Here is a 25,717-nt window from a genome sequence, read left to right as displayed (position 1 = left end):
CTTTACGCCTGTGCGTAAGGTTTAACAGTTGCGTGCAGTTAGCCAAACAAAAAAAACGACGACCTTTCGGCCGTCGTCTTAAAATTTTTGCAGGTGAAAAACAGCTTACTCAGCTGCGGCGTTGTCTACGCTGATTGTCACGCCTGGGCCCATAGTGGAGCTCAGAGCAACTTTCTTGACGTATGCGCCTTTGGCGCCTGCTGGGCGTGCTTTAACAACAGCACCCATAAAGGCACGGACGTTTTCAACCAGCTGAGCTTCGCCAAACGAGGCTTTGCCAACACCGGCGTGTACAACACCAGCTTTTTCAACTTTGAACTGAACTTCGCCGCCCTTAGCCGCTTCAACAGCCGCTTTGACGTCCATGGTCACTGTGCCGACTTTTGGGTTCGGCATCAGGTTACGTGGACCAAGCACTTTGCCGAGACGACCAACAACTGGCATCATGTCAGGTGTCGCGATGCAACGATCAAAGTCGATCTTGCCGCCCTGAACGATTTCCATCAGGTCTTCTGCACCAACGATGTCTGCACCAGCAGCCTGAGCTTCTTCAGCTTTCGGGCCACGAGCAAAAACTGCGACGCGCACGTTTTTACCTGTGCCGTTTGGCAGGCCAACCACGCCACGTACCATTTGGTCCGCGTGACGAGGGTCAACACCCAAACATACAGCGATTTCGACAGTTTCGTCGAATTTCGCGTTGGCATTGCCTTTGACCAGAGCAACAGCTTCTTCAACTGTCAGATCAACTTTGCCAGCGAATGCTTCGCGTGCGGCAGTTGTACGTTTACCAAGCTTTGCCATTACTTCACCTCGATGCCCATCGAGCGCGCCGAGCCAAGGATGATCTGCATAGCAGCATCGATGTCGTTCGCGTTCAGGTCTTTCATTTTCGCTTCCGCGATTTCTTTTACCTGCTTAGAGGTCACCGAACCCACGGTCTCGCGACCGGGCAATTTAGCGCCAGAGTTCAGTTTCGCGGCCTTTTTCAGGAAGTAAGACGCAGGTGGCGTCTTGATGTCCATGGTGAAGGACTTGTCCTGATAATATGTGATCACGGTTGGGCACGGTGCACCGGGCTCAAGATCCTGTGTTTTTGCGTTAAACGCTTTACAGAATTCCATGATGTTAATGCCGCGCTGACCCAGCGCCGGACCTACCGGCGGGGATGGGTTAGCTTGACCGGCTTTAACTTGCAGCTTCATAGTGCCTGCGAGCTTCTTGGCCATGAGGCCTCTCCTTCTTTCCAACACCCTTGGGACGCGTCCCTTAGGTTCTTAGTTGTGTGGTTCAGTTTGCACACCGCGGTGCGCGCGCCTCCCACTCGGGTTTGGTGCCAAAACGGCACCGCTTCATCAGATCTGTTTTGTGACCTGCGTGAATTCCAGTTCGACCGGTGTTTCGCGCCCAAAGATAGACACAGTCACCTTGAGGCGCTGGTTTTCTTCGTCCACATTTTCCACCATCCCGTCGAAATCTTCGAAAGGACCGTCGTTGACTTTAACTTTTTCACCCACTTCAAAGTGGATAAGAGTGCGCGGTGCTTCTTCACCTTCGGCCACGCGACCAAGAATGGCCTGAACCTCGGCATCTCGCATCGGCATCGGGCGACCTTGCGGGCCCAAAAATCCGGTCACGCGGTTGATAGAGTTGATCAAATGATACCCATGATCGCTCATTTCCATCCGCACAAGCACATAGCCGGGCATAAAGCGACGCTCGGATGTCACCTTCTTGCCACGACGCACCTCAATTACTTCTTCGGTAGGTACGAGCACTTCTTCAATCTGATCCTCAAGGCCATTTTCAATGACCGAAGTCCGGATTTGCTCTGCGATCTTCTTTTCGAAGTTCGACAGCACACTCACCGAATACCACCGTTTCGCCATCTGATCGCTCTTCCCGTCTTTTGCCGACCCTAGGGGCCGAAGCTGCTTTATTTTCAATGGCCTGACTGGCCTTTTCAGAACAAAAAATCGGCGCGCAACACGAATCGCCGCACGCCAGCTCTGAAAGTAGAGTGTCCACTACCCCTGAAATAGCTTGGTTTCAAGGGCTTCAGCAAACTTTAGTAACATTAGATGGCTTTGTGAGGCACCCGATCAGATCTCTAGCGAACGCGCCACATCGAACAGCTGCTGGCGAAAAGCCAGCGAACTTACGTCGAAAACCGGTAACAGATCACGGTGCCAAGGTCGGCTTAGCCGAACAGAGACAACACACCCTGAAGACCACTTCGGATCAAGATGTCTACCAACGCGAAGAACACAGCAGTCAGCGCGGCCATGATGAACACCATCACAGTCGTCAACAACACCTCGCGGCGCGTCGGCCAAACAACCTTGGAAACTTCGGCGCGTGCCTGCTGGAGGTATGTGAGCGGATTAGTTTTGGCCATTGTGCGTCTTCTTAGATTGGATCAGTGGCTGACATACGCGGGCGCAGCAACAAATTCAAGAGGCGTTTCCACCTGTGGATTTCTCGTTGCGTGAACACGCACCGTACACACCATCAACGCGGCCATAATATGATGGCCATCACCGTAATGGGGATCACCCCGTGTGACGAACACAGGGTCAGCCGAACGCAACGCCCCATACGCCCCTCAATGACATGCAGCTTTCGCCATTCTGCGGAATATCCGAACACAGAATCAGCGCGCGCTGGGGCATCCCCCAAGGCGTTCTCAGCAAACCCAGAGGCCACCGGCTCAGGCGACGGCCACGGCTCAGCGATGTCACACATCTTTTCGCTGGCGGGCGCCAAAGAGCGCCTTTCCCTTTGCGAAGGCGCTTCCATACTCTGAATTTGCGCGCCTATTTCTTCCAAAGCGCTGCATTCTTGCTCTGGATCGGCCTCATCGGGTCGAAGATCATCCTGCGCATCAGCAACCAACGCGCGAATTTTGCCTAGGGTATGTTCCGTATACCCTTCGCCCGGCGTAATGATTTCGTCGCCAAAACGGCGTGCGGGGCGGCCATCAGGCCGCACCACTCCAGATGGTTTTCCCATAGCTACAACCTCGCTTTCGACGAGCACAGCCAAAAAGGCCGCACCCTTCGCCCCCAGCAAAGCCCGATAGATCAGTGGCAGGACACATCGGACTCGATTCGCGAATGACGCTTCATGTCATTTTCGAGGTCAATTCTGGAAAATTTAAGGCAAAGTTGTGACTACCAAGTGCCGGCGCTCTTGCGGATACTGGGCCCCAAGCGTGATTGTACGCGTCCCAAAATACGTTTGCACAACGAGACCTCCACCCTCCAGAGCCACATAAATCTGCGCCCAAGCCAAAGCGTCGTATCCCGCGCACGTTCTGGGCCTGTTGCAATGGCCCCCACAAGGAAAAGAACAACACCCCATAGGCCCAACCGCAGCGCCAAATTGGGTTCAAGAATCCCCACAGCGCCAATCAGGCAAAGTGCCAGCAATCGGGGGCGTGGCCACCGGGCATGCTCGTGTGCCGTTCTTCTTTTTTGTGCGTCCAGCAACTCGCGCTGGGATGCACCGGCCAAATCAGGTGCGTTCTTGCGCATCGCGATTTCGACCTTGGACAGGGATGTCAAATGAGGCTGTGTTTTAGGAGCGGTATTGAGCCGTGTCGCGACCTCGGCATGAAGCCGTTTCCGTCCAATTGGTTTGCTCGACAATAGCGCTTTCTTTGTCGCTCTGCCAAGCCGTGCGCGTGTCGACAGACCCGATAAGTTGAGAGCCGACTGCCCCTTTAGTTCACTCCAATTGTGTCCCATATGCCGCTACTCCTGCACATCAGCCATCCACGTCGATGACCACCCCATGTTTCTAATTCCTAACGCCGTCCCATGCGGGCCGAAGAAAAGAGTTCCCAAATGGTTAATGGAAGCAGAAGTCGGTATTAGAAGGGCGCAAATATGGAAAATCGGTGCCGTCGGATGCGCATCAAACGACCAGCGAGCCAGTTAAATGGGGTCGCGAACCAGCTCCCCCCATGCGTCGAATGGGTTATGACGGTGCGCGCCGGATCAAAGCAGTTGCGACGCCCATCGCCACCAACGCGCCGCCCCCAAGCCTTGAAAACATGGCCAGAACAGATGGGCGGGCAATTCGATGCCGGAGCTGATCAGCGAGCAACGCATAAGCTAGCGCATTTAACGCTGCCAACCCGACAAATGTTGCAATCAAGATCGCAAATTGTGGCATCAAAGCGTCATGCGTCGAGACGAACTGCGGCACAAAGGCGATAAAGAACACAATCGATTTGGGATTCAGCGCAGTGACCGCAGCCGCGTGCCCGAAAACCCGTTTCGGCGGAGCCTGAGCCGGAACGCCAATATCCCCCAATGATGCCTCAGGCGCGGATCGAAACAGCTTAATCCCAAGGAATACCAAATAGACAGCACCGATCCACTTAAGGATTGAAAACAGCACCGCTGACGTTGCGACCAAGGCACCCAATCCGGCCAAAGACGCCGTCATAGCGATCAAGTCACCAAGCGCCACACCGGCCACGGTTGCCAGCGCGACGCGTTTGCCTTGGCTCAAGGCATAGCTCATCACCAAGAGCACCGTCGGCCCAGGAACAAGAAGCAAGACCGTCGACGCCGCGACAAAAGTAAGCCACACATCAATTTCCAAAATATTCCCTCATTTGAACAGGTTCTGAACAAGTCAGCCACATCCACAATAGTCCTGTAAAGAAAAATTCGTGCGCAGAACAACTCACAAATCCGACAGGAAAGCGTGGGAAATTTGAATGTAATGAAAATTGGCAGGGGCACCAGGGTTCGAACCCGGGACCTACGGTTTTGGAGACCGTCGCTCTACCAGCTGAGCTATACCCCTAAGGCCACGGGTTTCCTAAGCCAGCACGTCATCAGACTCAAGAGGTAAAAACAGTTTTTTTGCGTCGTTCTCCGTTCGGTTGCCCAAACACCGATTAAGAGCTAGTACCCTTCCCAACTGGAGACGCCAAATTGAGCCTTAGAAAAAAAATAGCGGATAGCAAACGGGTCGCGCGGTTTGTGACGTCCTGCTTCGAACGCTATATCCGTTTTTCCTTTCGCACATCGAAATGGGAACGGTTGGGTTTCGAGCCAATGGACGAGGCCGTGCATGCGGGCGAAGCCGTGATTTTTGTCGTCTGGCATCAACGGCTTTTGATGGCGCCATACATGTTCGACATGTCCTTTGGCGAAATCTGTTCTTTGACGTCTGCCTCTCGCGTGGGGCAAATGGCCGGGGGACTGCTCGAGCGCTTTGGGTTCAAAAATATTTCGATGAACAGTCGAGAACGTCATGTTGTGGCCTCGCGCGAAATTTTGAAGAACATCAAACAGGGTGTCTCGATTGGGATCGCCGCCGACGGCCCGAGAGGCCCTGCGCGGCAAAGCTCGACGGTGCCTTTGGTGTGGGCGCGCACCTCGGGCAAGCGCATATTCACCGTGACGTTTTCCCAAAAGCGAGTCATCAGTTTGCCAACTTGGGATGACATGTGGCTCCCCTGCCCTTACTCTAAGGGCGTCTTTATGTGTCGTGAGTGGACAGCGGATGTCCCGCGCAAAGCCAGTGATGAAGACATCGAAACCTTGCGGCAAGATCTTGAAACACATCTGGATAGAATTGCCGACGAAGCGGATGCATTTGTCGGGCGCACCTAGCAGACAGCACGCGCCCCAACATTTGCCCCCGCAATACCTTACGCCTTTGGTTGCACCGCAACACGGGTCAACGCTAGATAGTGGGCACCTGAACACATTTAGTCTCAGGCAGAAACAAGTGGAAGAGTGATGCTGGCCAGATTGTCATGGGGATTTGCGACTCTCGTTTTCATCATCCTACTTGGTGTCTGCGCAATGGCGCTTTGGTACCGTCTGCCGATTGGATGGCAAGGAATCGGCACGTCGGTTTGGCTCTTGGCAAGCATCAGCTTGATCACATTTGTGACCCTGAGTTCACAAAGCAAAACGCGGAAAATTCTGGCTGCGCTGATTCCCCTTGCCGCAATCGCGATCTGGTGGTCGCAAATTCAACCCAGCAATGCGCGGTCCTGGACACCTGAATTGGCCCAATCCGTCACCGGAGATGTCCACGGCTCACAAGTCACCCTGCATAATGTGCGCGACTTTGATTGGCATGGGCCCACATCTTTCACCCCTCGCTGGATCACCGAAACCTATGATCTGGATAAACTGGACACGCTCGAGGTGTTTTTGTCGTATTGGGGAAACCCTGCCATTGCGCATACGCTCGTTTCCTTTGGGTTTAGCGATGGCCAGCAGATCGTGTTTTCCGTAGAAATCCGCAAAGAAGACGGCGAAGATTATTCAGAACTTGGCGGTTTTTTCAAAAGCTTCGAGCTGTCTCTGATTGCGGCCACAGAACGTGACATTCTGTTTTTACGCACAAATGCCCGCGACCCGATCGAAGACGTCTATCGCTACGTTCTCGATGTCCAAGCCGAACCCAGCAAAGAGTTATTCTTGTCTTATGTCGCGCTCGCAAATGATTTGGCGGAGCGCCCAAGATGGTACAATACGGCGACGACAAATTGCACCACCGTCATCTATCGACTGGTGAAATCCTTCAACCCGGACGTATCATTCGATTGGCGCATACTGGTTTCGGGGTATCTTCCAGAATTTTTCGCCGAAAACGGCCAACTCAAGTGGCCACCTGCTACGGCTCCGTTACGTGCAACCGCTCATATTACGCCCTTGGTGCAAGGTATAAAGACGTCTCAGGGGTATTCCGAGGCAATCCGCGCCACGCAATGACCCCGTGATCCTTATGATTACAAGAGTTTGTCTTCAAATGCCGCGACAACTTGTTGATACACTTCGCGCTTGAAGGGAACGATATTGTCAACGAGTTCACCGACCGCCAGCCACCGCCACTGAGAAAACTCAGCGTGTTTGGTCGCAATATTCACCTGATCATCTGTACCTTGAAAGCGCAGCAAGAACCATTTCTGGGTCTGACCGCGATACCGACCTTTCCAAATCCGTGGCACAAGATCATGCGGCAAATCGTAATTTATCCAGTCAGCTGTCTCTGCTTCAATGGTCACATTTTCGGCCAGCACACCGGTTTCTTCCCACAGCTCGCGCAATGCTGCGGCTTCTGGGTTCTCACCCTTGTCGACACCGCCTTGTGGCATCTGCCAAGCGGCAGTTTGATTGTCGATCCGCTGCCCGACAAACACCTGATTGTTCGCATTCACCAGCATAATGCCCACGCACGGACGATAAGGAAGCTTGGCAATTTCTTCTGGGGTCATCTCGATATCCTGCAAATTTAGAGCAATCCCTTTGTCCTTAGCGGTCTGGCGGGATGAGGCGCAAGGCCTCAAAATGTCCGAGCCCATCCTATCCCCTCTGCGGTTGGTCTTTTGGGTACTGGCTGTCGCCCATAAATGCAAAAGGCGCCCCAAAGGGCGCCTTAATACCTCTACACTCGAACGCGGTTACTTTTTTGGACCAAGCGCTGACAAACCTTTCAGAATATCAATTGCATAGGCCAACTGGTAATCGTCTTCGCGAAGCTTGGCTGCATCTTCTGCCTTTGCCCGATCTTCTTCGATTTGACGAATTTCGTCTTCGGACAGACTGTCGTTATCAAGGCTCCCGCGCAGATCAGCTTCGGTGCGCATCTTACGCTTGTCGTCGGTGTCTTCTGACGCAGGTGCACGACGTGGTTGTTCCACAATGATATCCGGTGACACGCCCAAAGACTGGATCGAACGACCAGACGGCGTGTAATACCGCGCAGTTGTCAAACGCATCGCCCCATCCCCGCGCAATGGCATCACGGTTTGAACCGACCCTTTACCAAAGCTCTTGGTGCCCACGACGATGGCCCGACGGTGATCTTTCAAAGCGCCGGCAACGATTTCAGACGCCGAGGCCGAACCACCGTTAATCAGCACCACAATTGGCTTGCCTTCAGCAAGATCACCCGGCGTCGCGTTGTAACGGTCTCCGTCCTCGGGATTGCGTCCACGTGTCGAGACGATCTCGCCTTTTTCAAGGAACGCATCCGAGACTTTGATCGCTTGCGTCAGCAGACCCCCTGGGTTGTTGCGCAGATCAAGCACGATTCCGTTCACGTTTTCCATGCCACCCAGCTCTGCCACTTGCTTTTCAAAGCCAGCTTGCAGGTTCGGCGTGGTCTGGTCATTAAACGTTGTCACGCGCAACACAACAGTGCTGCCTTCTGTGCGCGACCGGACCGCTGTCAGCTTAATCGTATCCCGAATAATCGACACGTCGAAGGGCTCGTTTTCGCCTTCGCGCGCGACTGTGATGATGATTTCAGATCCAACAGGGCCACGCATTTTCTCAACAGCTTCATCAAGTGTGAGACCCAGCACGCTTTCGCCATCCACATGGGTGATTAAATCCCCTGCTTCGATACCTGCGGTGTCCGCCGGTGTGCCATCTATCGGTGACACAACTTTGACAAAGCCTTCTTCTTGGGTGACTTCGATACCAAGCCCGCCAAACTCTCCGCGAGTTTGAACGCGCATGTCTGCGGCATCATCCGGTGACAAATATGAAGAGTGCGGGTCAAGCGAGGTCAACATGCCATTTATCGCGGCTTCGATCAGATCGCCCTCATCAACTTCTTCGACATATTGGACGCGAATGCGCTCGAAAATGTCTCCGAACAAATCAAGCTGTTCATACACATTGTTGTGGCGCGCACTTTCTTCGGCCAACAGCGGACCAGCCACCTGCGTGGCGGCAATGACACCGGCCAGTGTACCGCCCAGCGCGGCCGCGACAAATTTCTTCATCAATCATCCATCCTTGTCTGTGCGGAACCATATGTTCGGATCCACCGAATTTTTATCTTGTCTAACTTCTATATAGAGCGTTTCTGAGCGCCCGTTACCAGACCCATCACCAGACTGTGAGAGAATTGCGCCAATTTTTGGGTCTTCTCCCCCCATCAAGCCCACGGGCGTGCCTTCGGGAATGACCTGACCTGCATCGCCAAAGACCGTTTCCATACCCGCCAAAACGAACAGCAGCCCCGTTTGTGGTTCGAGAATCATCACATTGCCGTAATCCAACAAAGGCCCACGATATCGGATGGTGGCAGCCGTGGGGGATACAACAAGCGCATTTGGCCTTGCCGCCAAAACCAAGCCAGGGCGGCGGATACCTGCGGCATCGGCCTCGCCCGCATATCTTAGAACCTGTGCCTGAACCGGTAACGCCAACGACCCTTTGCGCGCAGAAATATCGGGCAAGTCCATTGGCTGAACGCCGTCTTCCTGAATTTCACTCAAGCCGCTAGCAAACCCTTCAAGGGTTTCTGTGGTCGCAATCAACAGTGCTGTTTTTACCGGGTCATCCGCAAAGCGCTGCGGTAGGTCTGATCGATCTGATATCGCCTTGGACAGCTCGGTGCGCGCATCCTGAACGCCCCTCAGGCCAGCCTGTAAATCGTCAGCAGCCCCTTGCTGGAGATCCCGTAGAATCACAATTTCTTCAAGATCCACCCGCAACTTATTGGCACGGGCTTCAAGCGCTGGCGTGATATCTGCCAAAATCATCCCCGAACGGGCCGTGCCCGTCGGACCAGACGGGTGCAGCAACATCACAGGAGGCGGACCGCTGCCCATTGACTGAAGCACCCCAAGCAGGCGGGAAATCTCCGCCTCTTGCGCCTTGAGTTCTCGCCCGATTTGGGCCTCGCGGATGGCCGCCCTGCGCAAGCCCTCGCGCATGGCCATCAATCCGGCTTCATACGCTTGAACGGTTTGGGTCAGCGCAGCAACGCGGTCTCTCGACTTACGTGCACTCTGCAAAGACAGTGAGGCCTGTTCGAGTTGCTGTGCTGCAGCGCGCGCTGAATCTGCGGGATTACTTTGGGCAAATGCGCCGTGCACACCCGCCAAAATGATCGCCCCAGAGAACAGTACCGCTGCAAACTTCATCGTGTAATCAGGCTTTCTCCGGTCATTTCATCCGGCTGAGGCAGGCCCATCAAGTCCAGCAACGACGGGGCCAGATCGGCCAAACGCCCAGCGCGTACAGTGGCACCTTCAGGTCCGTTCACCAATATCACTGGCACCAAATTCGTTGTGTGCGCCGTATGCGGACCGCCAGTCACAGGATCAACCATCACTTCGCAATTCCCGTGATCTGCTGTCACGATCATCGCTCCACCGGCCTTGTTCAATGCCGCCTGCACAGCGCCAAGCCCTTGATCGACGGCCTCGCATGCACGCATCGCAGCCTGCAGATCGCCCGTGTGCCCCACCATGTCCGGATTGGCATAATTGGTCACAATCAGATCATAGCCTTCTTCAATCGCGGCGACGAATTGTTCGGTCACCTCATGCGCCGACATCTCCGGCTGAAGATCATAGGTCGCCACCTTAGGTGATTTTGGCATGAACCGATCTTCACCCTTGGCAGGTTGTTCATCGCCACCATTCAGGAAAAAGGTCACATGCGGATACTTCTCGGTCTCTGCCAACCGGAACTGGCGCAGGCCCTGCTTGGCGACCCATTCCCCCAGAGTATTATGGATTTCCTGTTTTGGATAGGCCGTCTTCATATAGGTATTGTGATCTTGGGAATAGTTCACCATGCCCAGCATTGCGGCCCAGTCCGGGCGGTCGCCAATATCAAAATCCGCAAATCCGGGTTTTCCCAAAGCCGCCAAAATTTCGCGTGCGCGGTCGGCACGGAAATTCAAGCAAAAGAACCCGTCTTTGTCGGTCGCACCAGAATACCCCCCAATCACCGAGGCGCTGATAAATTCGTCGCTTTCTGATCGCGCATAGGCATTCGAAACTGCGGCATGGGCGTCAGCCGCCGCAACACCCGTGCCGTGCACCATCGCGTTATAGGCTTCGGCGACGCGTTCCCACCGCGTGTCGCGATCCATCGCAAAATAGCGGCCCGTCACTGTGGCGATTTTGGTGCCGTGCGGCATACGCTCTGCCAATGTTTCCAGATAGGTAAATGCCGACTTTGGCGCCACATCACGACCATCCGTGATGGCGTGCAACACAGCTGGAACACCTGCATCACTCATCGCTTTAAGCGCGGCAAGAATATGTTCGATATGGCCGTGCACGCCGCCGTCTGAAATCACCCCCATCAAATGGGCAGTTCCGCCTGTTTCCAACAGTGTGGCGATAAACGCCTTGAGCGCCCTATTGTCGAAAAATGACTCGTCTTCGATCGCCAGATCAATTTGTCCCAAATCCATGGCGACAACACGGCCTGCGCCGATATTTGTGTGCCCGACTTCAGAGTTGCCCATTTGACCCGTTGGTAACCCGACATCCGGCCCATGCGTGATCAGCGTCGCATTCGGGCACTTGGCCATCATCGCATCGAACGTCGGCGTATTGGCCAAAGCGGGTGCATTGGCGACAGTTGTCTCGCTGAGACCCCAACCATCAAGAATACACAAGACAACAGGTTTAGGTGTGTTCATGGCTCACTGCTCCGTCTGATTTGCCTGCGTTCTATCTTGCTGGTGTACAAGGGTGAACCCTATTCATACCTGCTGCTGCAAATTGCCCCTGAAATTGCCACGCTCTGATGTCTGGATACTCACCTTAGTGGATGACAGTCCCGAAGACATATCTCTCATCGGCGGCCCTCGCGCAGCCATCCACCGACGATCAGCATCGATACCATTGCGAGCACAAGCCACGCGGGCAACATCGGCGTGCGCGCCACATCTCGCACATCGTAGGCATTACGGGGCGTGATGCCCACCCACCCGTTTCCCGCCGCCGGACGCCCAGAGCGCACTGACCGAATGGATGGCACGCCTGCGCTCATCGCAAAGCTGCCCCCACGCTGTGCCTTGATCGCTGGCGCCAAAACCGACGCGGTGGCGATGGTATCTACGAATTCAAGAGGCGCCGCAGGCCCCAAACCTATGACCGCATCCTTGTCCCCGTTTTTCAGGCGATACAGCCCGATCTCATCTCCCGCAAAATCTGCTTCAAAGTGGCCGGGCCTGAGTTCCGTGAGCGCGCGCGTGTGACGTTCGCCTGTTGGCGTCGTGATGACCACATCACCGACAGACTCCTTGAGAGATCGGCGAATGATGCGCATTCGCTGGCCAGTGGCTTCTGCCCACAGCGCCTCTTCTTCAAGGTCCGGCTCTCCCATCATCCAATGCGCAAGCCTGCGCAGCAACTCAAGCTGTGGTCCGCCCCCCTCGTATCCGCGCGCCCAAAGCCACGCGTGATCAGACGCCAAAAGCGCCACGCGCCCCTCGTCAACGCGATCCAATATCAGCAGCGGGCGTCCTTGATGCCCCGTCATGACTACATCACCGCGTTCGGGTTCCACCTCGACCTGCCGCAGCCACCGCCCCCAGATATCCTGACGTGGAAGCCCCGCAGTAACTGGATGACGTCGACCAATGTCAGACACCACCGGCACATATCCATCATCAATAACCCGCGCGGTTGGCCGCGCAGGCAGGACCTCGGCAAGGGGGGATCGATACAGGCTGTCTGCGCTAGCAAAATCAGGGCCCGCGGCCACCAGAACCGCCCCACCGTTTCGCACATAGTTCACAACATTTTCCAAATAAAGTGATGGCAGAATGCCCCGCCGCTGATAGCGATCGAACACAATCAAGTCGAAATCGTCGATCTTTTCCATAAACAATTCACGGGTGGGAAACGCGATCAAAGACAATTCGCCAACTGGCACGCCATCCTGTTTTTCCGGCGGTCGGAGAATTGTGAAGTGCACCAAATCCACCGAGGCATCTGATTTAAGCAAATTGCGCCATGTACGCCCACCCGGATGCGGTTCTCCGCTCACAAGCAGAACGCGCAATCGGTCTCTGACACCGTTTATCTGAATCAGCGCACTGTTGTTGCGATCCGTTATCTCACCCTGAGCGTTGGGCACCGAAAACTGGATTACATTTCGTCCGGCATGCGGCAACGTGACGGGCAATTCTATGTCTTCGCCGATCGGAACCCGAAATCTCAGCGGCGTGTCACCATCGACGGAAATATCCAAGGGGGCTTTTCCATCCTGCGAGACAGGGGCCGCGCCGCTGTCTTCGATGCGCAAGGTCAGCGTGACGGCATCCCCAAGGATCGCAAAAGCGGGCGCATTGCGCACTGAAAGGCGTCGATCCCAATCATCCTCCAAACCGCTATGCATCAAATGGAATGGGGCAGACAAAGCCGGCATCTGCTTCATATCATGCACGCGGCCATCGCTCAGTGCGAAAACCCCGGCGATGCGCCCGTTGGGTTCTTGCGCCAATGCCTCGGTAAGAGCCTGCATCAACTCGGTCCCAGTGTCATTGGCACCGTCAGGCACATCAATGCGACGCACTTCGACATTGTCTTGCGCCCCAAGACGCGTACTCAAAGTGCTGGCAAACTCGTCTGTGCGCGCGCCACGATCCAACAAGGTCTGGCTAGAACTTTGGTCAACCAGCATAAGGACAATATCCGATAGCGGCGTGCGAAACTCCCTTTGTAATTCTGGCCCACAAAGCGCGGCCAAAATCACGACTCCCGCCAAGCCGCGCAAACTCCAGCCTGTGAGGCCGCGTCGCCATGCCCACAGGACCGCAACCAACGTCAAGACCGTCAAACCAACAAGCGCCCACACAGGCAACAATGGGGTAAACAATACAGTCCCAGTCATTGGCCCAACCTATCCAGCAACGCGGGAACATGCACTTGATCCGACTTATAGTTCCCCGTCAGCACATGCATCACCAAGTTCACCCCAAACCGCAACGCCAGTTCCCTTTGACGATCCCCGGCACGACCACGGCCAATGGGAAACATGGCGTTCCCGCGCCCATCAATGGCCCAAGCTGACGCCCAGTCGTTGCCCCCGATCACCACAGGTGTCACCCCGTCATTGAGGTTGCGGAACGGCATTCCATCAATACGCTCGGCGTCTTGTGGTGGGGCCTCGACCCAGATATCTTTGGCAACATAGCGACCGGGAAAATCCTGTAGCAAATAGAAGGTACGCGTAATCACGTGATCTTTGGGCATTGGTGCCAGCGGTGGAATATCAAGCGGGGCTGCCAACCGTTGAAGTTTGCGCCCATTGGCACTGGCCGCTCCAGAACTGGCAATGTCGGCATCTCTGGTATCAAACAGGATCATGCCCCCCGAGCGCAGATAGGCATTTAGTTTTGCGTATGCCTCTTGGGATGGAATGGGTTGGCCTTGCCTTATCGGCCAGTACAAAAGCGGATAAAACGCGATCTCATCTCGTTCAAGATCGACTCCTGCAGGTTCGGCAGGTTCGACCGACGTTCGAAAGAACAGCGTCTCGGACAGCCCCTTGAGCCCAGCGTGCGCGACATCGTCCACCGCACGATCCCCTGTCAGCACATGACCAAGGACAACTTCTCTGGTATCTTGGATCGCGCGCGTATCCTGCGCCTCTGTCATCTGGGGCAAAGTCATCAACGCCAACAAGATCACCGCGACACGTGGCCCCCAAAAGCGCCCCGACACGAGCAAGGACGCAACCACATCAACCGCCATAAGCACCAAGGCCAACGCCAAAAACACACCGGACAGATCCTTTACGGGTGTCACCTGCACCCCCTGAACCTGTACGTCAGCTGGCCATGCCACACGCTTGAGCACCTCGTCAGGACGTAAGACATTGCGCGCGAGCAGGCGTGTGCCGTCGCGATATAATCCAGGGCGCAGGTTCGGCCCCAAGATGTCTGAAATCAGGGCTGGCCCAGCCACGCCAGAAAGGGTTTTCCCGTCTTTTAGTTCCCCGAACCCATCCAGCACCTGAACCGGCTGCCATGTTGTCCCTTCCAGATCATTCGGCGCTGCACGATCTGCACTACTTAGAACCGCCAAACGATCCAACATCTGCACAAAAAGGCCAGACAGTGGCAGGCCCGACCATTCCGCGTTGGCAGTGACGTGAAACAAAACAATATGTCCGTTACCCTGTGTTTTACGTGTCACCAATGGGGTGCCATCCGTAAGCGCCGCGATCACCCGAGACGCAAGCGCCGGATCAGGTTGCGCCACAACCTGTGCTCGCACGCGTACATCTTTGGGAATTGTCAGACCGAAAAAGGGGCTCTCAGCATCAAATGGTGCCAGTTCTTTTGGTGCCCCCCAACTCATGGCACCTCCGATGCTGCGCCCTCCAGAGCGCAATCGCACCGGCATCAACGGATCTTCGGATGCACGATTAAAACCGCTGGCGGCCAGTTTCGGCCCAGCAAAACGTAACAATAGCCCGCCCTGCTCGACCCACTGCAATACCTCGACAGTTTGCGCCTCAGACAATCCGGCAACATCAGCCAGCACGATGACATCGGGATTGGCAGGCAGAACATCTGCCAAACCGCCTTCGATCACATCTGCATTCGGTTCCAGAGCCTGACGCAAATAGTGCAACGGCGACAAAAGCTGTAACCCTTCTCTATCTTCCCGCCCTGAAATCAGCGCCACCTCGCGTCGGCGCAGCCGATCATCAATCAAATGAATGGCGGCAGCCGAAGGCTGTGTTGCAATTTCAAAATGTGTTATCCGCGCCCGCAACTCGGCAGGCACGACAAGATCAACTGTGGTCGTGTCAGATCCTGCTGAAAAAGTCACGGGCACGCGCGCCAGAACGCCTTTTGCACCAGACGGATCAAGCCCGTGGGCCTCGACAACCGCACCTTGTGTCGGTGCGTGCGTGGCATTGTCACGAATGGCGCGGCGCACCATCAGCTGTACAACCCCGTTGTCAAACGCCACCGACGCGATCGCCAGCGCGCTTTGGTCCGGCTGCACAACCCGAACCGTTCCGTGATCTTGAAGGGCATGTAACAAGCGCATGCGACCTTCATATGCCAGATCATCCGACATCCAGAGCGTCTGAAATGCGGAATCAGGCAACCCAGAGATCAGGTCTTGAATATCCCCTGCATTTGGTTGCCACGCCTGCGGCACCAACCCTGCCAAGCCTGACACCCAAAGGCGCGAATCTTGAAAGCGCACGGGTTCTGGTGCGCTCAAATTGACCAGAGCGACAGCGCGATCATCGCGTCCGGCCTGTTCAAGTTCCGCCTTGATCATATCAATTTGGTCAGGCCAGTTCGGCGCTGCGGCCCAACTTCCATCAACCACGATCAGTAAATCACCTTCGACATCGTCGTTTGTATTCGGATTGAGAATTGGCCCTGCCAAGCCGACGATCGCTGCTCCGATGAGAAGGGATCGCATCACCAAAAGCCACCAAGGTGTGCGATCTGAAACCGCATCATCATCCTGAAGCCCCAACAATAGCGCAACACCCGGAAACCTGCGCGTGATCGGCGCGGGCGGGATCGCCCTAAGAACAATCCAGAGAACCGGCAACGCCACAAGCGCCAGTAACATCCACGGCGTCGTGAACCCGAGGGGAAGTCCAAACCACATCAGCGCTGCTCCATCGCGCGATAAAGCCACAATAGCGCCGCCTGATGCGGGGACGACGTCAGGTGGCTGTTAAACTGCCATCCGGTCACACGACACATATCACGCAACCGATCACGTCGTTCAGATAATCGCTCAATATATTTTTCCCTCAGATCAGACGCCTTTCGAGTCTCATGCTGTACACGCGCTCCCATACTTTCAAAAACGGTGCGACCCTGAAACGGAAAACTCTCTTCGGTCGGGTCCAGCACTTGCAAGAGCACACCACTTACCCCGCGATCTGCTGCCTTGAGTAACGACGCCTCGACATCGTCAATGTTGCCCATGAAATCCGAAACGAACAAGGCGCGCGCATGCGGCAGCATCGCGCGCGTTTCTGGGGTGCCGAAATCCTCGTCAGACGTATGCGAGATCGCATCAGCCAATCGTAAAATCTGACCTTCACCGCGACGCGGGGGCAGTTCCTGCCCCATAAGGCCAACCCTCTCACCGGCACGGATCAACAGGATACTCAGAGCCAGTGCCAAGACACGCGCTGTGTCTGACTTGGGCCCTAGTTTGTTATCAGAAGCAAACCTCATCGAGGCCGACTGATCCACCCAAAGCAAGACAGATTGCGCAACTTGCCATTCTCGTTGCCGCACGAACTGCATATCACTGCGCGCAGACCGCCGCCAATCGATCAAGCGGAGCGAGTCACCCGGTTGCACAGGGCGGTATTGCCAGAAATCATCCCCCAACCCCGCACGCCGACGTCCGTGTTCCCCCAACAGCACCGTGCCCGCCAGCTGCTCGGCCCAAGCCAACAGCGGTGGTAACCGAGACGCCTCGGTCTCGGCGCGGGTTCGAAGATCGGGCGCGGTTATCACGCAGCCACCCCAAGCCCGTCGAGATGTGCCGCAGTGGCCGTGATGAGACCCGAAATCGTTTCACCCCGCGCGCGCGCTGCAAAGGTCAGAGCCATTCGATGGCTCAAAACTGGTTGGGCCATATCCAACACGTCTTGCGCCGATGGGGCCAGCCGGCCCTGCAGCAAGGCGCGCGCCCGCACGGTCATCATCAAGGCCTGCGCGGCGCGTGGCCCGGGCCCCCACGCCACCGAATTGCGCACATTTTCCGGCGATGATGGGTCTTCTGGTCGAAACGCACGCACCAAATCCAAAATCATTTCTACGACGCTGTCGCCGACAGGCATCCGCCGCAGCACCTTTTGCGCCGCTAACAATTCAGTGCCAGAAAACACCTCGTGCGCCGCTTCGTCGTCAACTCCGGTCGTGGCCAGCAAAATATCGCGTTCTGTATCACGCGTGGGATACGGAACATCAATTTGCACCAAGAACCTGTCCAACTGCGCCTCGGGCAGAGGATATGTGCCTTCTTGCTCGATCGGGTTCTGCGTCGCCAACACATGAAACGGGGCATCTAACGCACGATCGGCCCCTGCCACGGTGACTTTGTGCTCTTGCATCGCCTGAAGTAACGCGGATTGCGTGCGCGGGCTGGCACGGTTGATTTCATCCGCCATCAACAGTTGGCAAAAAATCGGCCCCGGTACGAACCTGAATTCCCGCGTGCCGCCTTTGCCTTTTTCCAACACCTCGGACCCGAGGATGTCCGCCGGCATCAAATCTGGCGTGAACTGCACACGGTTGCCCTGCAACCCCATCACAACTGACAAGGTCTCGACCAAGCGCGTCTTGCCCAAACCGGGCAAACCAACAAGCAACCCGTGCCCCCCACACAGCAACGCCGAGAGCGTGAGATCAACAACCTGTTCTTGCCCGATAAAACGTTTGGTGATTGCAGCCTTGGCATGGCCAAGTTTTTCGCCCAGTGCTTCGATTTCAGCGACCAGATCGATGTCTTCGGCCATGACAATTCTCCTGTTTCGGATATACTATGTGTGAACTCTATACCGCGCTGCAGAAATGGCAAAAACAATGAGCGAACAAATTCCTGTGAAACCTTCGGCTGAGGGCATCGCAGCATCAGCAAGAGCTGCAAAGAACCAAACCAAGGGCATGCCTCCGGTGCACCTGTGGAATCCGCCATTTTGTGGCGATCTCGACATGCGAATTGCGCGAGACGGGACGTGGTTTTATCTCGGCACGCCGATCGGGCGGCACGGGTTGGTCAAGCTTTTCTCCTCGGTACTGCGCAAAGATGACGATAAGTATTTTCTGGTCACGCCCGTTGAAAAAGTGGGAATCACCGTCGACGACGCGCCATTTGTCGCCATTGATTTCGATGTTGACGGACAAGGAAACGCGCAAAACCTAACGTTCTCCACCAACGTGGACGATTTTGCGGTTGCTGGCCCTGATCACCCAATACGGGTGGCGCGCGACGCAGAGACGGGTGAGCCGTCGCCCTATATCCTGATCCGAAGCAATCTCGAAGCTCTGATTGATCGCAAGAGCTTTTATCGGCTCGTTGATCTGGGCGTGCATCACACCGTTGATGGACAAAGCTGGTTTGGCGTTTGGTCGGCAGAGTCATTTTTTCCAATCATTCTGTCGAGCGAGCTCGAGTAAAACGACCTTTTGTGACATTTTTTTGCGAGCCGGCACAGTGCCAAGCCCCATATTAGCGGGTTTTTGCCCATGGATGCCCTGTTTTTTATGGACAGCCTTTGCCTCTGTTCCAGCTTAAGCTATAGGCTGACGCGAAAGGACGTCACATGCCTAAATTTGCCGCAAACCTAAGTCTGCTTTTCCCCGAGATCCCCTTCCTAGATCGGTTCGCCGCCGCTCGGTCTGCAGGGTTTTCTGCTGTCGAAATTCTTTTTCCGTATGACATAAATGCGCGTGATATTCTGAGTGCGCTACAGGCAGCGTCTTTGGATTTGGTTCTCATTAACACCCCGCCCCCCAACTGGACCGGAGGCGATCGCGGCTTTGCCGCTATTCCGGGTGGGCAGGATCGCTTCAGATATGATTTCAAACGTGCTTTGCGGTACGCAGATGTTTTGGGGGCGCAGATGGTGCACGTCATGTCTGGCGTCGCCAAGGGGCAAGATGCGCATGAAACAATGATCGAGAACCTGAAGTGGGCGACCGATTATGCGCCCAAACAACGCCTGACGATTGAACCCATCAACACGGATGACATGCCGGGCTATTTCCTCGACAGCTTTGACCGTGCCGCAGATATCCTTGACGAGATCGCAGCCCCGAACTTGGCATTACAATTCGACACCTATCATGCGCACAAAATCACCAGCGACGTCAGCGCAACGTGGGACAAGCACGGCCACCGCGCAGGGCATATTCAAATTGCGGGAACCCCAGACCGAAACGAGCCTCTTAAAGGCGACATCGATTATCCCGAATTTTTCAGGAAACTCGACGACGCCGGATATCAAGGGCATGTGAGCGCCGAATATCACCCCGCCGGCCTCACAACCGACGGGCTTGGTTGGCTAAAAAACGCGCGCTAGTGCGCGGTCATTTAGATACCCACTGGCTCGCAACATCATAGATGGCGATCTTCAGTGTGCCTCTGCCCAGTTTGCGCCGCGTCCAGCATCAACAATTAGCGGCACATCCAGCTTGACCACTGGTTCCGCAGCACCTTGCATGATCGCACGCGCAACCTCGGTCGTTTCATCAACCGCATCGTCATCAACTTCGAAAATCAGTTCATCGTGCACCTGCAACAGCATCTTTGCCGGAAGATGTGCAATGGCCTCGGGCATCCGGATCATCGCGCGTCGGATAATATCCGCAGCAGTTCCCTGTATAGGCGCATTGATTGCCGCCCGCTGGGCAAACCCCGCACGAGGCCCCTTGGCATTCATTTCCGGCATATGGATTTTGCGACCAAACAAAGTTTGAACAAATAGGTTCTCTTTGGCGAACGCCTTGGTGTCATCCATATATGTCCGGATACCCGGGAACCGTTCAAAATACCGGTTGATGAAGTCTTGTGCTTCCTTGCGCGGAATGCGCAGGTTGCGCGCCAAACCAAAACCGGAAATGCCATAGATCACGCCAAAGTTGATCGCTTTGGCGCGGCGTCTGGTTTCTGGGGTCATCTCGGTCAGAGGCACGTCAAACATTTCAGAAGCCGTCATGGCGTGAATATCTTGCCCATCACGGAAGGCCTGTTTGAGAGCCTCGATGTCAGCCATATGCGCCAAGATACGTAATTCAATTTGGCTATAGTCTAAACTGATCAGCGTTTTGCCTGCATCCGCAACGAATGCCTCGCGAATGCGCCGACCTTCTTCGCTGCGGACAGGGATATTTTGCAGATTCGGATCGCTTGACGCCAGACGTCCGGTGTTTGCGCCGGTTTGGACATACGATGTATGCACACGGCCAGTGTCGGGATTGATGTGATCCTGTAGCGCATCGGTATAGGTGGATTTCAATTTGGAAAGCTGGCGCCAATCCAGAACCTTTGCGGGCAGGTCATGTTCGGTTGCCAAATCCTCGAGAATGTCCGCTCCAGTCGCGTAGGCGCCTGTTTTCCCCTTTTTGCCGCCTTCCAGTCCCATTTCATCAAACAGGATTTCACCCAATTGTTTGGGTGATCCCACATTAAAGGGGCGTCCGGCCAACGCATGAATGTCCGCTTCTAGTCCGGCCATTTTTTGCGCAAAGGTGTTCGACATACGCGATAGCGTGTCGCGGTCAACTTTGACGCCATGCATCTCCATCTGCGCCAATACCGGTGACAAGGGCCGTTCGAGTGTCTCGTAAACCGACGTTACCTGATGCTGATGTAACTGGGGTTTGAATTTCTGCCAAAGCCGAAACGTGATGTCCGCATCCTCTGCTGCATAAGGCACGGCGTCTTGGATTGGCACCATATCAAACGTAATCGCTGCTTTTCCGGTCCCCAAAAGCGATTTAATCGGAATAGGTTTGTGGTCAAGATATCGCTCGGACAATGCATCCATACCATGCCCATGCAATCCGGCATGAAGCGCATATGATATCAACATCGTGTCATCAATTGGCGCCACGTTAACGCCATAGCGCTTTAGAATTTTGCAATCATATTTGGCATTCTGAAAGACCTTGAGGATGGAATCATCTTCAAGAACCGGCCTGAGCGCATCCAGCACCTCTTGCAGCGGCATCTGGCCGTCTGCCAGTTCATCACTTCCGAACAAATCATCGCTGGTGCCTTTCTTGTGCCCGACGGGGATATAGCACGCCTCGCCCGGCTCAACCGACAGACACACCCCGACCAGATCAACGATCATTTCGTTAAGGCCTGTGGTTTCAGTATCAACCGCCACGGTGCCCCGCGCCTTGATTTTCTCGATCCAGACGTCAAGCGCGCCCCGATCTTTCACCCACTCGTAAGCATCTGCGTCAAATGGCTTGTCCTCAGGTGCATCGGCTGCTGCAGATTGCACTGGGGCGTCAGCTATTACAGGTGCTTCAACACCTAACTGGTCCGATATTCTCTTGGTGAGGGTCCGGAACTCCATCTCGGCCAAAAACTCTAGCAGGACGTCTGAATCCGGGTCTTGAACCTCCAGATCATCAATCGAAAAATCAAGCGGCGTGTTCTCGTCCAGTTGCACAAGCTTTTTTGACAGTTCAATTTGTGCCCGATGATCAATCAAGGTTTGACGCCGCTTGGGCTGCTTGATTTCTTCGGCCCGATCTAAAAGTGTTTCTAGATCGCCATACTCGTTAATCAACAGGGCCGCTGTTTTGATCCCGATGCCGGGCGCACCCGGAACATTGTCAATACTATCCCCAGCAAGGGCTTGGACATCGACAACACGTTCAGGCCCGACACCAAACTTTTCAAAGACACCATCACGGTCGATCCGTTTGTTTTTCATCGCGTCCAGCATTTCAACGCCGCCGCCGACCAATTGCATCATGTCTTTGTCCGACGAGATGATTGTGCAGCGCCCTCCGGCGTCGCGTGCCTGCACTGCGAGTGTTGCAATGATGTCGTCAGCTTCCCAGCCTTCCAGCTCTTTGCATGCAATGTTAAATGCCTGTGTGGCCGCGCGCGTCAAAGGCATCTGTGGGCGCAAGTCTTCAGGCATCGCGTCACGGTTTGCCTTGTAGAGATCATACATATCATTACGGAATGTATGGCTGCCTTTATCAAAAATTACCGCAACGTGGGTTGGCGCGTCTGGGCCAGAATTACCTTCGATATACCGATGCAGCATGTTGCAAAAGCCAGCAACCGCACCGATTGGCAGACCATCAGATTTACGTGTCAGGGGCGGGAGCGCGTGGTACGCGCGAAAGATAAAGGCCGAGCCATCAATCAAGTGCAGATGGCACCCCTTGCCAAAACCATTTTCCATGTCGCGCGCCTTTCCTCATTGGTACATATGTTGTGCCACGCGCGCGACGCCGTTGCCAGTCAGGAAATGAGGCATCGAGAAACTGCACGTATGTATTGAAGGTGTAAATCCGGCACATGTTCTTCACAACATGGCCCCATCTGACAGTCTGCCGAGCGAAGCGAGGCTTGGCCCAACGAAACGAGAGGCCACAGGCATCGACGTGAGGCGGGAGCGCGCCGTTTGTACCGTTTCATGATGTGACGTCGCGCCCGTCGATGAATTTGGAAATTGATGCTTTTCACTGGGGCACAATTTTCCTAAGCCTTGTACAAATGGAGGCTATCACATGACACATCTCTGGGTCCGCGCCGAACAGCGCCAACACGAAGAACGCGTGGGCATCACCCCCCATGGCGCGGCACAGCTTATCGCGCGCGGCATTCAGGTCACCGTCGAAGAGAGCTCTGTGCGCGCAATCCCTCTGGACGGGTACAAAGCTGTGGGATGTCACATTGCGCCGGAAAACAGCTGGCCCAGCGCCCCAACAGACGCCATTATTTTTGGGCTAAAAGAACTCCCCGAGGATGGCACACCATTGCCGCACAAACATATCATGTTCGGGCATGCCTACAAAGGCCAACACTCAGGCGTCACACTTCTGCAGCGCTTCAACGCAGGCGGAGGCACACTTTACGATCTCGAATATCTCGTCGACGGGTCAGGCCGCCGCGTTGCAGCCTTTGGATATTGGGCCGGATATGCTGGCGCCGCAGCGACACTCAAGGCTTGGGCCGCCCAGCAACGCCAGTCAATCTGCGGACCAGTCGGCGTCTTTGCCAGCAAAGATGCCCTGCTCGACAGCTTGGGGGCCGAGCTGGACACGCTCGGAGATGATCGCCCCTCTGCCATCGTGATTGGCGCCATGGGGCGTGTGGGCACGGGCGCTGCGGATTTATTGGAAACCATGGGTGTGACCGTTACCAAGTGGGACATGGCCGAAACCGCCAGCGGCGGGCCTTTTCCCGAAATACTCGCGCACGATATCTTTATGAATTGCATCTTTGCACGGCCAGGAACGCCGGTCTTTGTGCCGCAATCCGCAAAATCGGCGACGCGACAGCTCACAGCCATCGGCGACGTCGCCTGCGATCCCGACAGCGACTATAATCCGGTTCCAGTCTATGACCGTGCGACCACATGGGAGTCCCCTGTTGTGCGGGTCCACGACACGCCGCCGTTGGATGTCATGGCGATTGATAACTTGCCGTCCATGCTACCGGTCGAATCTTCCGAAGATTACGCAGACCAGCTATTGCCAACGTTGTGCGATTTGACCAATCTTGACGCTGGCGTTTGGCGTCGCGCGGCAGCAGAGTTCGCAACACACAGTTCAGCCATCAAACCCACGTAATCCACACTGTCGGACAGAACCCAATGCTCTTGGGCGCGACACCCTAAGGAGAAAATCGCATGACCATTCATTGGTGTGGCACAGGCCTTTCCGCCATCCCCGGCTTGCGCCGTCTCATCGACTCAGGCAAGCAAGTTACAGTTTGGAACCGGACGGTCGAAAAAGCCCAAGAGGCCATTGGCGATATCACTTCTGACATCAGGGCCTTTGATATCGACACACTTTCTGCCTGTCTTGCACAGGGTGACCTCGTTGTGTCGATGTTGCCCGGCGATTGGCATGTGCCCTTGGCAGAGCTGTGCATATCAAAGCAGGCCCATTTCGTCAGTTCGTCTTACATTGCCCCCGAAATGCGGGCCTTGAACGATGCTGCGCAAGCCGCTGGTGTGTCCTGCGTCAACGAGGTTGGTCTTGATCCAGGCATTGATCACCTCATGGCCCACGCGTTGATCGCGGACTATAAATCGTCAGATGCGTTTGAGGGCGACAATGACCTGTCTTTCATTTCGTATTGCGGCGGGATCCCCAAAGTCCCGAACCCGTTCCGGTACAAATTTAGCTGGTCGCCGCTTGGGGTGCTCAAGGCACTCCGGTCGCCGTCACGCTCTATTCGCGATTATGCGCCGCTGGATGTTCAACGGCCTTGGGACGCGATCAGCAGCTATGCCGCCCCCTTACCCGTTCCCGAAAGCTTCGAAGTCTATCCAAACAGGGACTCGATCCCGTTCATGGCCGACTATCAGTTTGATCCTGACTGGTCCGTAAAGGAATTCGTGCGCGGCACCTTGCGCCTGAATGGATGGGCCGATGCATGGGCCGACGTCTTTGAGGAAATTGAAACCCTTCAAGGGCCAGAGGGCGAGCAACGTCTCAAGGATATGTCTGATCAATTCTGGCGCGACAACGCCTATGGCGAAAATGACCCCGACCGCGTGGTGCTTTGTGTCGCGCTCAAAGCCGCGCGCGGTGACGACACCGTCTGGCACAAAACCTATGTCATGGATGCTTGGGGGGACGAGAACGGCACCGCGATGGCGCGCCTTGTGTCGATCCCTGTATCGTTGGCCGTCGACGCCGTTCTTGAAGGAGAAATTCCCGCAGGTGTCTCCGCTGCACCCAGCGATCCATCGCTTGTCACATCTTGGCTAAACACCATCGATGGTCTGGCCCAACACCTAGAAGTCACCGACCACGTGGCGTGACCCAATACTGTCGCGCCCGGTAAAATGCCGGGCGTGAACCACACCGCAACGACGCCTAGTACGTCCTAAGCCGGTTATCCGCCTCGAACCAGATCGTCTTCTGCATCTGACAAAGACATCCCGAGCTCTTCCATCCCATTTTCTAGATGGTCTGACATGTGCGGTGATCCAAGCAAATAATCTGCAGTTGGCGCCGTGGCCTCATTTTTGGCCGTTGCGATCGCATCCGCAAGTTCTTCTGCGGCAAAGCTTTCACGACCAACCCACATGACCGCGACCAAACTGGCCTGTTCATCCTCGTTCAAACGTTCAACAAAGGCCCGTAGCTCGCCTTCTGCACGATCCAATTCGCGCGCCATGAGCACAACCTGTGCAACTTTCCACGCAGAAATCTCAAGCATATCGCAGCCTCCAATTCAAAATTCCGTCCCTAA

Annotated in this window: 23 protein-coding genes and 1 tRNA gene; 6 read left to right on the top strand and 18 right to left on the bottom strand. The window is 55.3% G+C overall.

The genetic code is table 11. The features are described 5' to 3' along the window. Positions 1–105 precede the first annotated feature (105 nt). The 8 genes from rplA to FAP39_RS03380 form a co-directional block, all read right to left on the bottom strand. On the bottom strand, positions 106–804 hold the full coding sequence (rplA, locus tag FAP39_RS03415) for a 50S ribosomal protein L1 (protein WP_138014974.1): 699 nt from the start codon (positions 802–804) through the stop codon (positions 106–108). After that, a complete protein-coding gene (gene rplK / locus FAP39_RS03410) occupies positions 804–1,229 on the bottom strand; it encodes a 50S ribosomal protein L11 (protein ID WP_138014973.1) in 426 nt (141 codons plus the stop codon). Before rplK ends, rplA begins: the two co-directional genes overlap by 1 nt. 126 nt (positions 1,230–1,355) lie before the next feature. Further along, a complete protein-coding gene (gene nusG / locus FAP39_RS03405; RefSeq protein ID WP_138014972.1) occupies positions 1,356–1,889 on the bottom strand; it encodes a transcription termination/antitermination protein NusG in 534 nt (177 codons plus the stop codon). Positions 1,890–2,200: 311 nt separating this feature from the next. Next, on the bottom strand, positions 2,201–2,398 hold the full coding sequence (gene secE / locus FAP39_RS03400; protein WP_138014971.1) for a preprotein translocase subunit SecE: 198 nt from the start codon (positions 2,396–2,398) through the stop codon (positions 2,201–2,203). 113 nt (positions 2,399–2,511) lie between these two features. Continuing rightward, positions 2,512–3,012, bottom strand: coding sequence for a hypothetical protein (locus FAP39_RS03395; protein WP_138014970.1), 501 nt, complete (start codon positions 3,010–3,012; stop codon positions 2,512–2,514). Between the two features lie 161 nt (positions 3,013–3,173). Then, positions 3,174–3,650: a hypothetical protein gene (locus FAP39_RS03390; RefSeq protein ID WP_138014969.1), complete on the bottom strand. Its 477-nt coding sequence runs from the start codon at positions 3,648–3,650 to the stop codon at positions 3,174–3,176. Between the two features lie 331 nt (positions 3,651–3,981). After that, the gene (locus FAP39_RS03385) at positions 3,982–4,614 is read right to left on the bottom strand and encodes a LysE family translocator (RefSeq protein WP_138014968.1); all 633 of its coding nucleotides are present in this window, start codon (positions 4,612–4,614) and stop codon (positions 3,982–3,984) included. Between the two features lie 131 nt (positions 4,615–4,745). Beyond that, a tRNA-Trp gene (locus FAP39_RS03380) sits at positions 4,746–4,821 on the bottom strand. A 131-nt stretch (positions 4,822–4,952) separates the two neighbouring features. Here FAP39_RS03380 and FAP39_RS03375 point away from each other — a divergent pair. Together FAP39_RS03375 and FAP39_RS03370 are read left to right on the top strand one after the other, a co-directional pair. After that, positions 4,953–5,636 (top strand): lysophospholipid acyltransferase family protein, encoded by a 684-nt coding sequence (locus FAP39_RS03375; protein ID WP_138014967.1) that lies wholly within the window; start codon positions 4,953–4,955, stop codon positions 5,634–5,636. Between the two features lie 129 nt (positions 5,637–5,765). Then, a complete protein-coding gene (locus FAP39_RS03370; RefSeq protein ID WP_138014966.1) occupies positions 5,766–6,752 on the top strand; it encodes an Lnb N-terminal periplasmic domain-containing protein in 987 nt (328 codons plus the stop codon). A gap of 17 nt (positions 6,753–6,769) precedes the next feature. On the opposite strand, the gene FAP39_RS03365 is transcribed toward FAP39_RS03370, so the two are convergent. The 8 genes from FAP39_RS03365 to FAP39_RS03330 all read right to left on the bottom strand — a co-directional run bounded on the left by FAP39_RS03365 (position 6,770) and on the right by FAP39_RS03330 (position 18,269). Continuing rightward, a complete protein-coding gene (locus tag FAP39_RS03365) occupies positions 6,770–7,255 on the bottom strand; it encodes an RNA pyrophosphohydrolase (RefSeq protein ID WP_138014965.1) in 486 nt (161 codons plus the stop codon). A gap of 186 nt (positions 7,256–7,441) precedes the next feature. Further along, positions 7,442–8,773 carry a S41 family peptidase gene (locus FAP39_RS03360; RefSeq protein ID WP_138014964.1) on the bottom strand — a complete coding sequence of 444 codons (1,332 nt, stop codon included), beginning with the start codon at positions 8,771–8,773 and terminating at the stop codon, positions 7,442–7,444. A gap of 3 nt (positions 8,774–8,776) precedes the next feature. Beyond that, positions 8,777–9,922, bottom strand: coding sequence for a murein hydrolase activator EnvC family protein (locus FAP39_RS03355; RefSeq protein ID WP_138014963.1), 1,146 nt, complete (start codon positions 9,920–9,922; stop codon positions 8,777–8,779). Continuing rightward, positions 9,919–11,439: a 2,3-bisphosphoglycerate-independent phosphoglycerate mutase gene (gene gpmI, locus FAP39_RS03350; RefSeq protein WP_138014962.1), complete on the bottom strand. Its 1,521-nt coding sequence runs from the start codon at positions 11,437–11,439 to the stop codon at positions 9,919–9,921. The genes FAP39_RS03355 and gpmI overlap by 4 nt, the downstream gene beginning before the upstream one ends. 155 nt (positions 11,440–11,594) lie before the next feature. Further along, positions 11,595–13,640, bottom strand: a complete 2,046-nt coding sequence (locus FAP39_RS03345) for a hypothetical protein (protein ID WP_138014961.1) — start codon at positions 13,638–13,640, stop codon at positions 11,595–11,597. Next, positions 13,637–16,396 carry a DUF4159 domain-containing protein gene (locus FAP39_RS03340; protein ID WP_138014960.1) on the bottom strand — a complete coding sequence of 920 codons (2,760 nt, stop codon included), beginning with the start codon at positions 16,394–16,396 and terminating at the stop codon, positions 13,637–13,639. Before FAP39_RS03340 ends, FAP39_RS03345 begins: the two co-directional genes overlap by 4 nt. Continuing rightward, positions 16,396–17,265 carry a DUF58 domain-containing protein gene (locus tag FAP39_RS03335; protein WP_138014959.1) on the bottom strand — a complete coding sequence of 290 codons (870 nt, stop codon included), beginning with the start codon at positions 17,263–17,265 and terminating at the stop codon, positions 16,396–16,398. Before FAP39_RS03335 ends, FAP39_RS03340 begins: the two co-directional genes overlap by 1 nt. Beyond that, positions 17,262–18,269 (bottom strand): AAA family ATPase, encoded by a 1,008-nt coding sequence (locus tag FAP39_RS03330; RefSeq protein WP_138014958.1) that lies wholly within the window; start codon positions 18,267–18,269, stop codon positions 17,262–17,264. The genes FAP39_RS03335 and FAP39_RS03330 overlap by 4 nt, the downstream gene beginning before the upstream one ends. 67 nt (positions 18,270–18,336) lie before the next feature. On the opposite strand from FAP39_RS03330, the gene FAP39_RS03325 reads away from it, so the two are divergent. Both FAP39_RS03325 and FAP39_RS03320 read left to right on the top strand, forming a co-directional pair. After that, entirely contained in the window at positions 18,337–18,930 is a 594-nt protein-coding gene (locus tag FAP39_RS03325) for a DUF1285 domain-containing protein (RefSeq protein ID WP_138014957.1), read from the top strand. Between the two features lie 146 nt (positions 18,931–19,076). Further along, positions 19,077–19,835, top strand: a complete 759-nt coding sequence (locus tag FAP39_RS03320) for a hydroxypyruvate isomerase family protein (RefSeq protein WP_138014956.1) — start codon at positions 19,077–19,079, stop codon at positions 19,833–19,835. 51 nt (positions 19,836–19,886) lie between these two features. Here FAP39_RS03320 and polA read toward each other — a convergent pair whose 3' ends face one another. Further along, complete coding sequence (gene polA, locus FAP39_RS03315) at positions 19,887–22,688, bottom strand: DNA polymerase I (protein WP_138014955.1); 2,802 nt, start codon at positions 22,686–22,688, stop codon at positions 19,887–19,889. Between the two features lie 328 nt (positions 22,689–23,016). Between polA and FAP39_RS03310 the strand changes: the two genes are divergently transcribed. Further along, positions 23,017–24,081, top strand: coding sequence for a saccharopine dehydrogenase (locus FAP39_RS03310; protein WP_138014954.1), 1,065 nt, complete (start codon positions 23,017–23,019; stop codon positions 24,079–24,081). 59 nt (positions 24,082–24,140) lie between these two features. After that, entirely contained in the window at positions 24,141–25,283 is a 1,143-nt protein-coding gene (locus tag FAP39_RS03305) for a saccharopine dehydrogenase family protein (protein WP_138014953.1), read from the top strand. 74 nt (positions 25,284–25,357) lie between these two features. Here FAP39_RS03305 and FAP39_RS03300 read toward each other — a convergent pair whose 3' ends face one another. Beyond that, positions 25,358–25,684, bottom strand: coding sequence for a DUF3775 domain-containing protein (locus tag FAP39_RS03300; RefSeq protein WP_138014952.1), 327 nt, complete (start codon positions 25,682–25,684; stop codon positions 25,358–25,360). Positions 25,685–25,717 lie beyond the last annotated feature (33 nt).

Source organism: Shimia litoralis, assembly GCF_005518135.1.
Taxonomy (GTDB): Bacteria; Pseudomonadota; Alphaproteobacteria; order Rhodobacterales; family Rhodobacteraceae; genus Shimia_E; species Shimia_E litoralis.
Note: the sequence above shows the minus strand (reverse complement) of the source record. Positions and strands in the feature narration are given on the sequence as shown.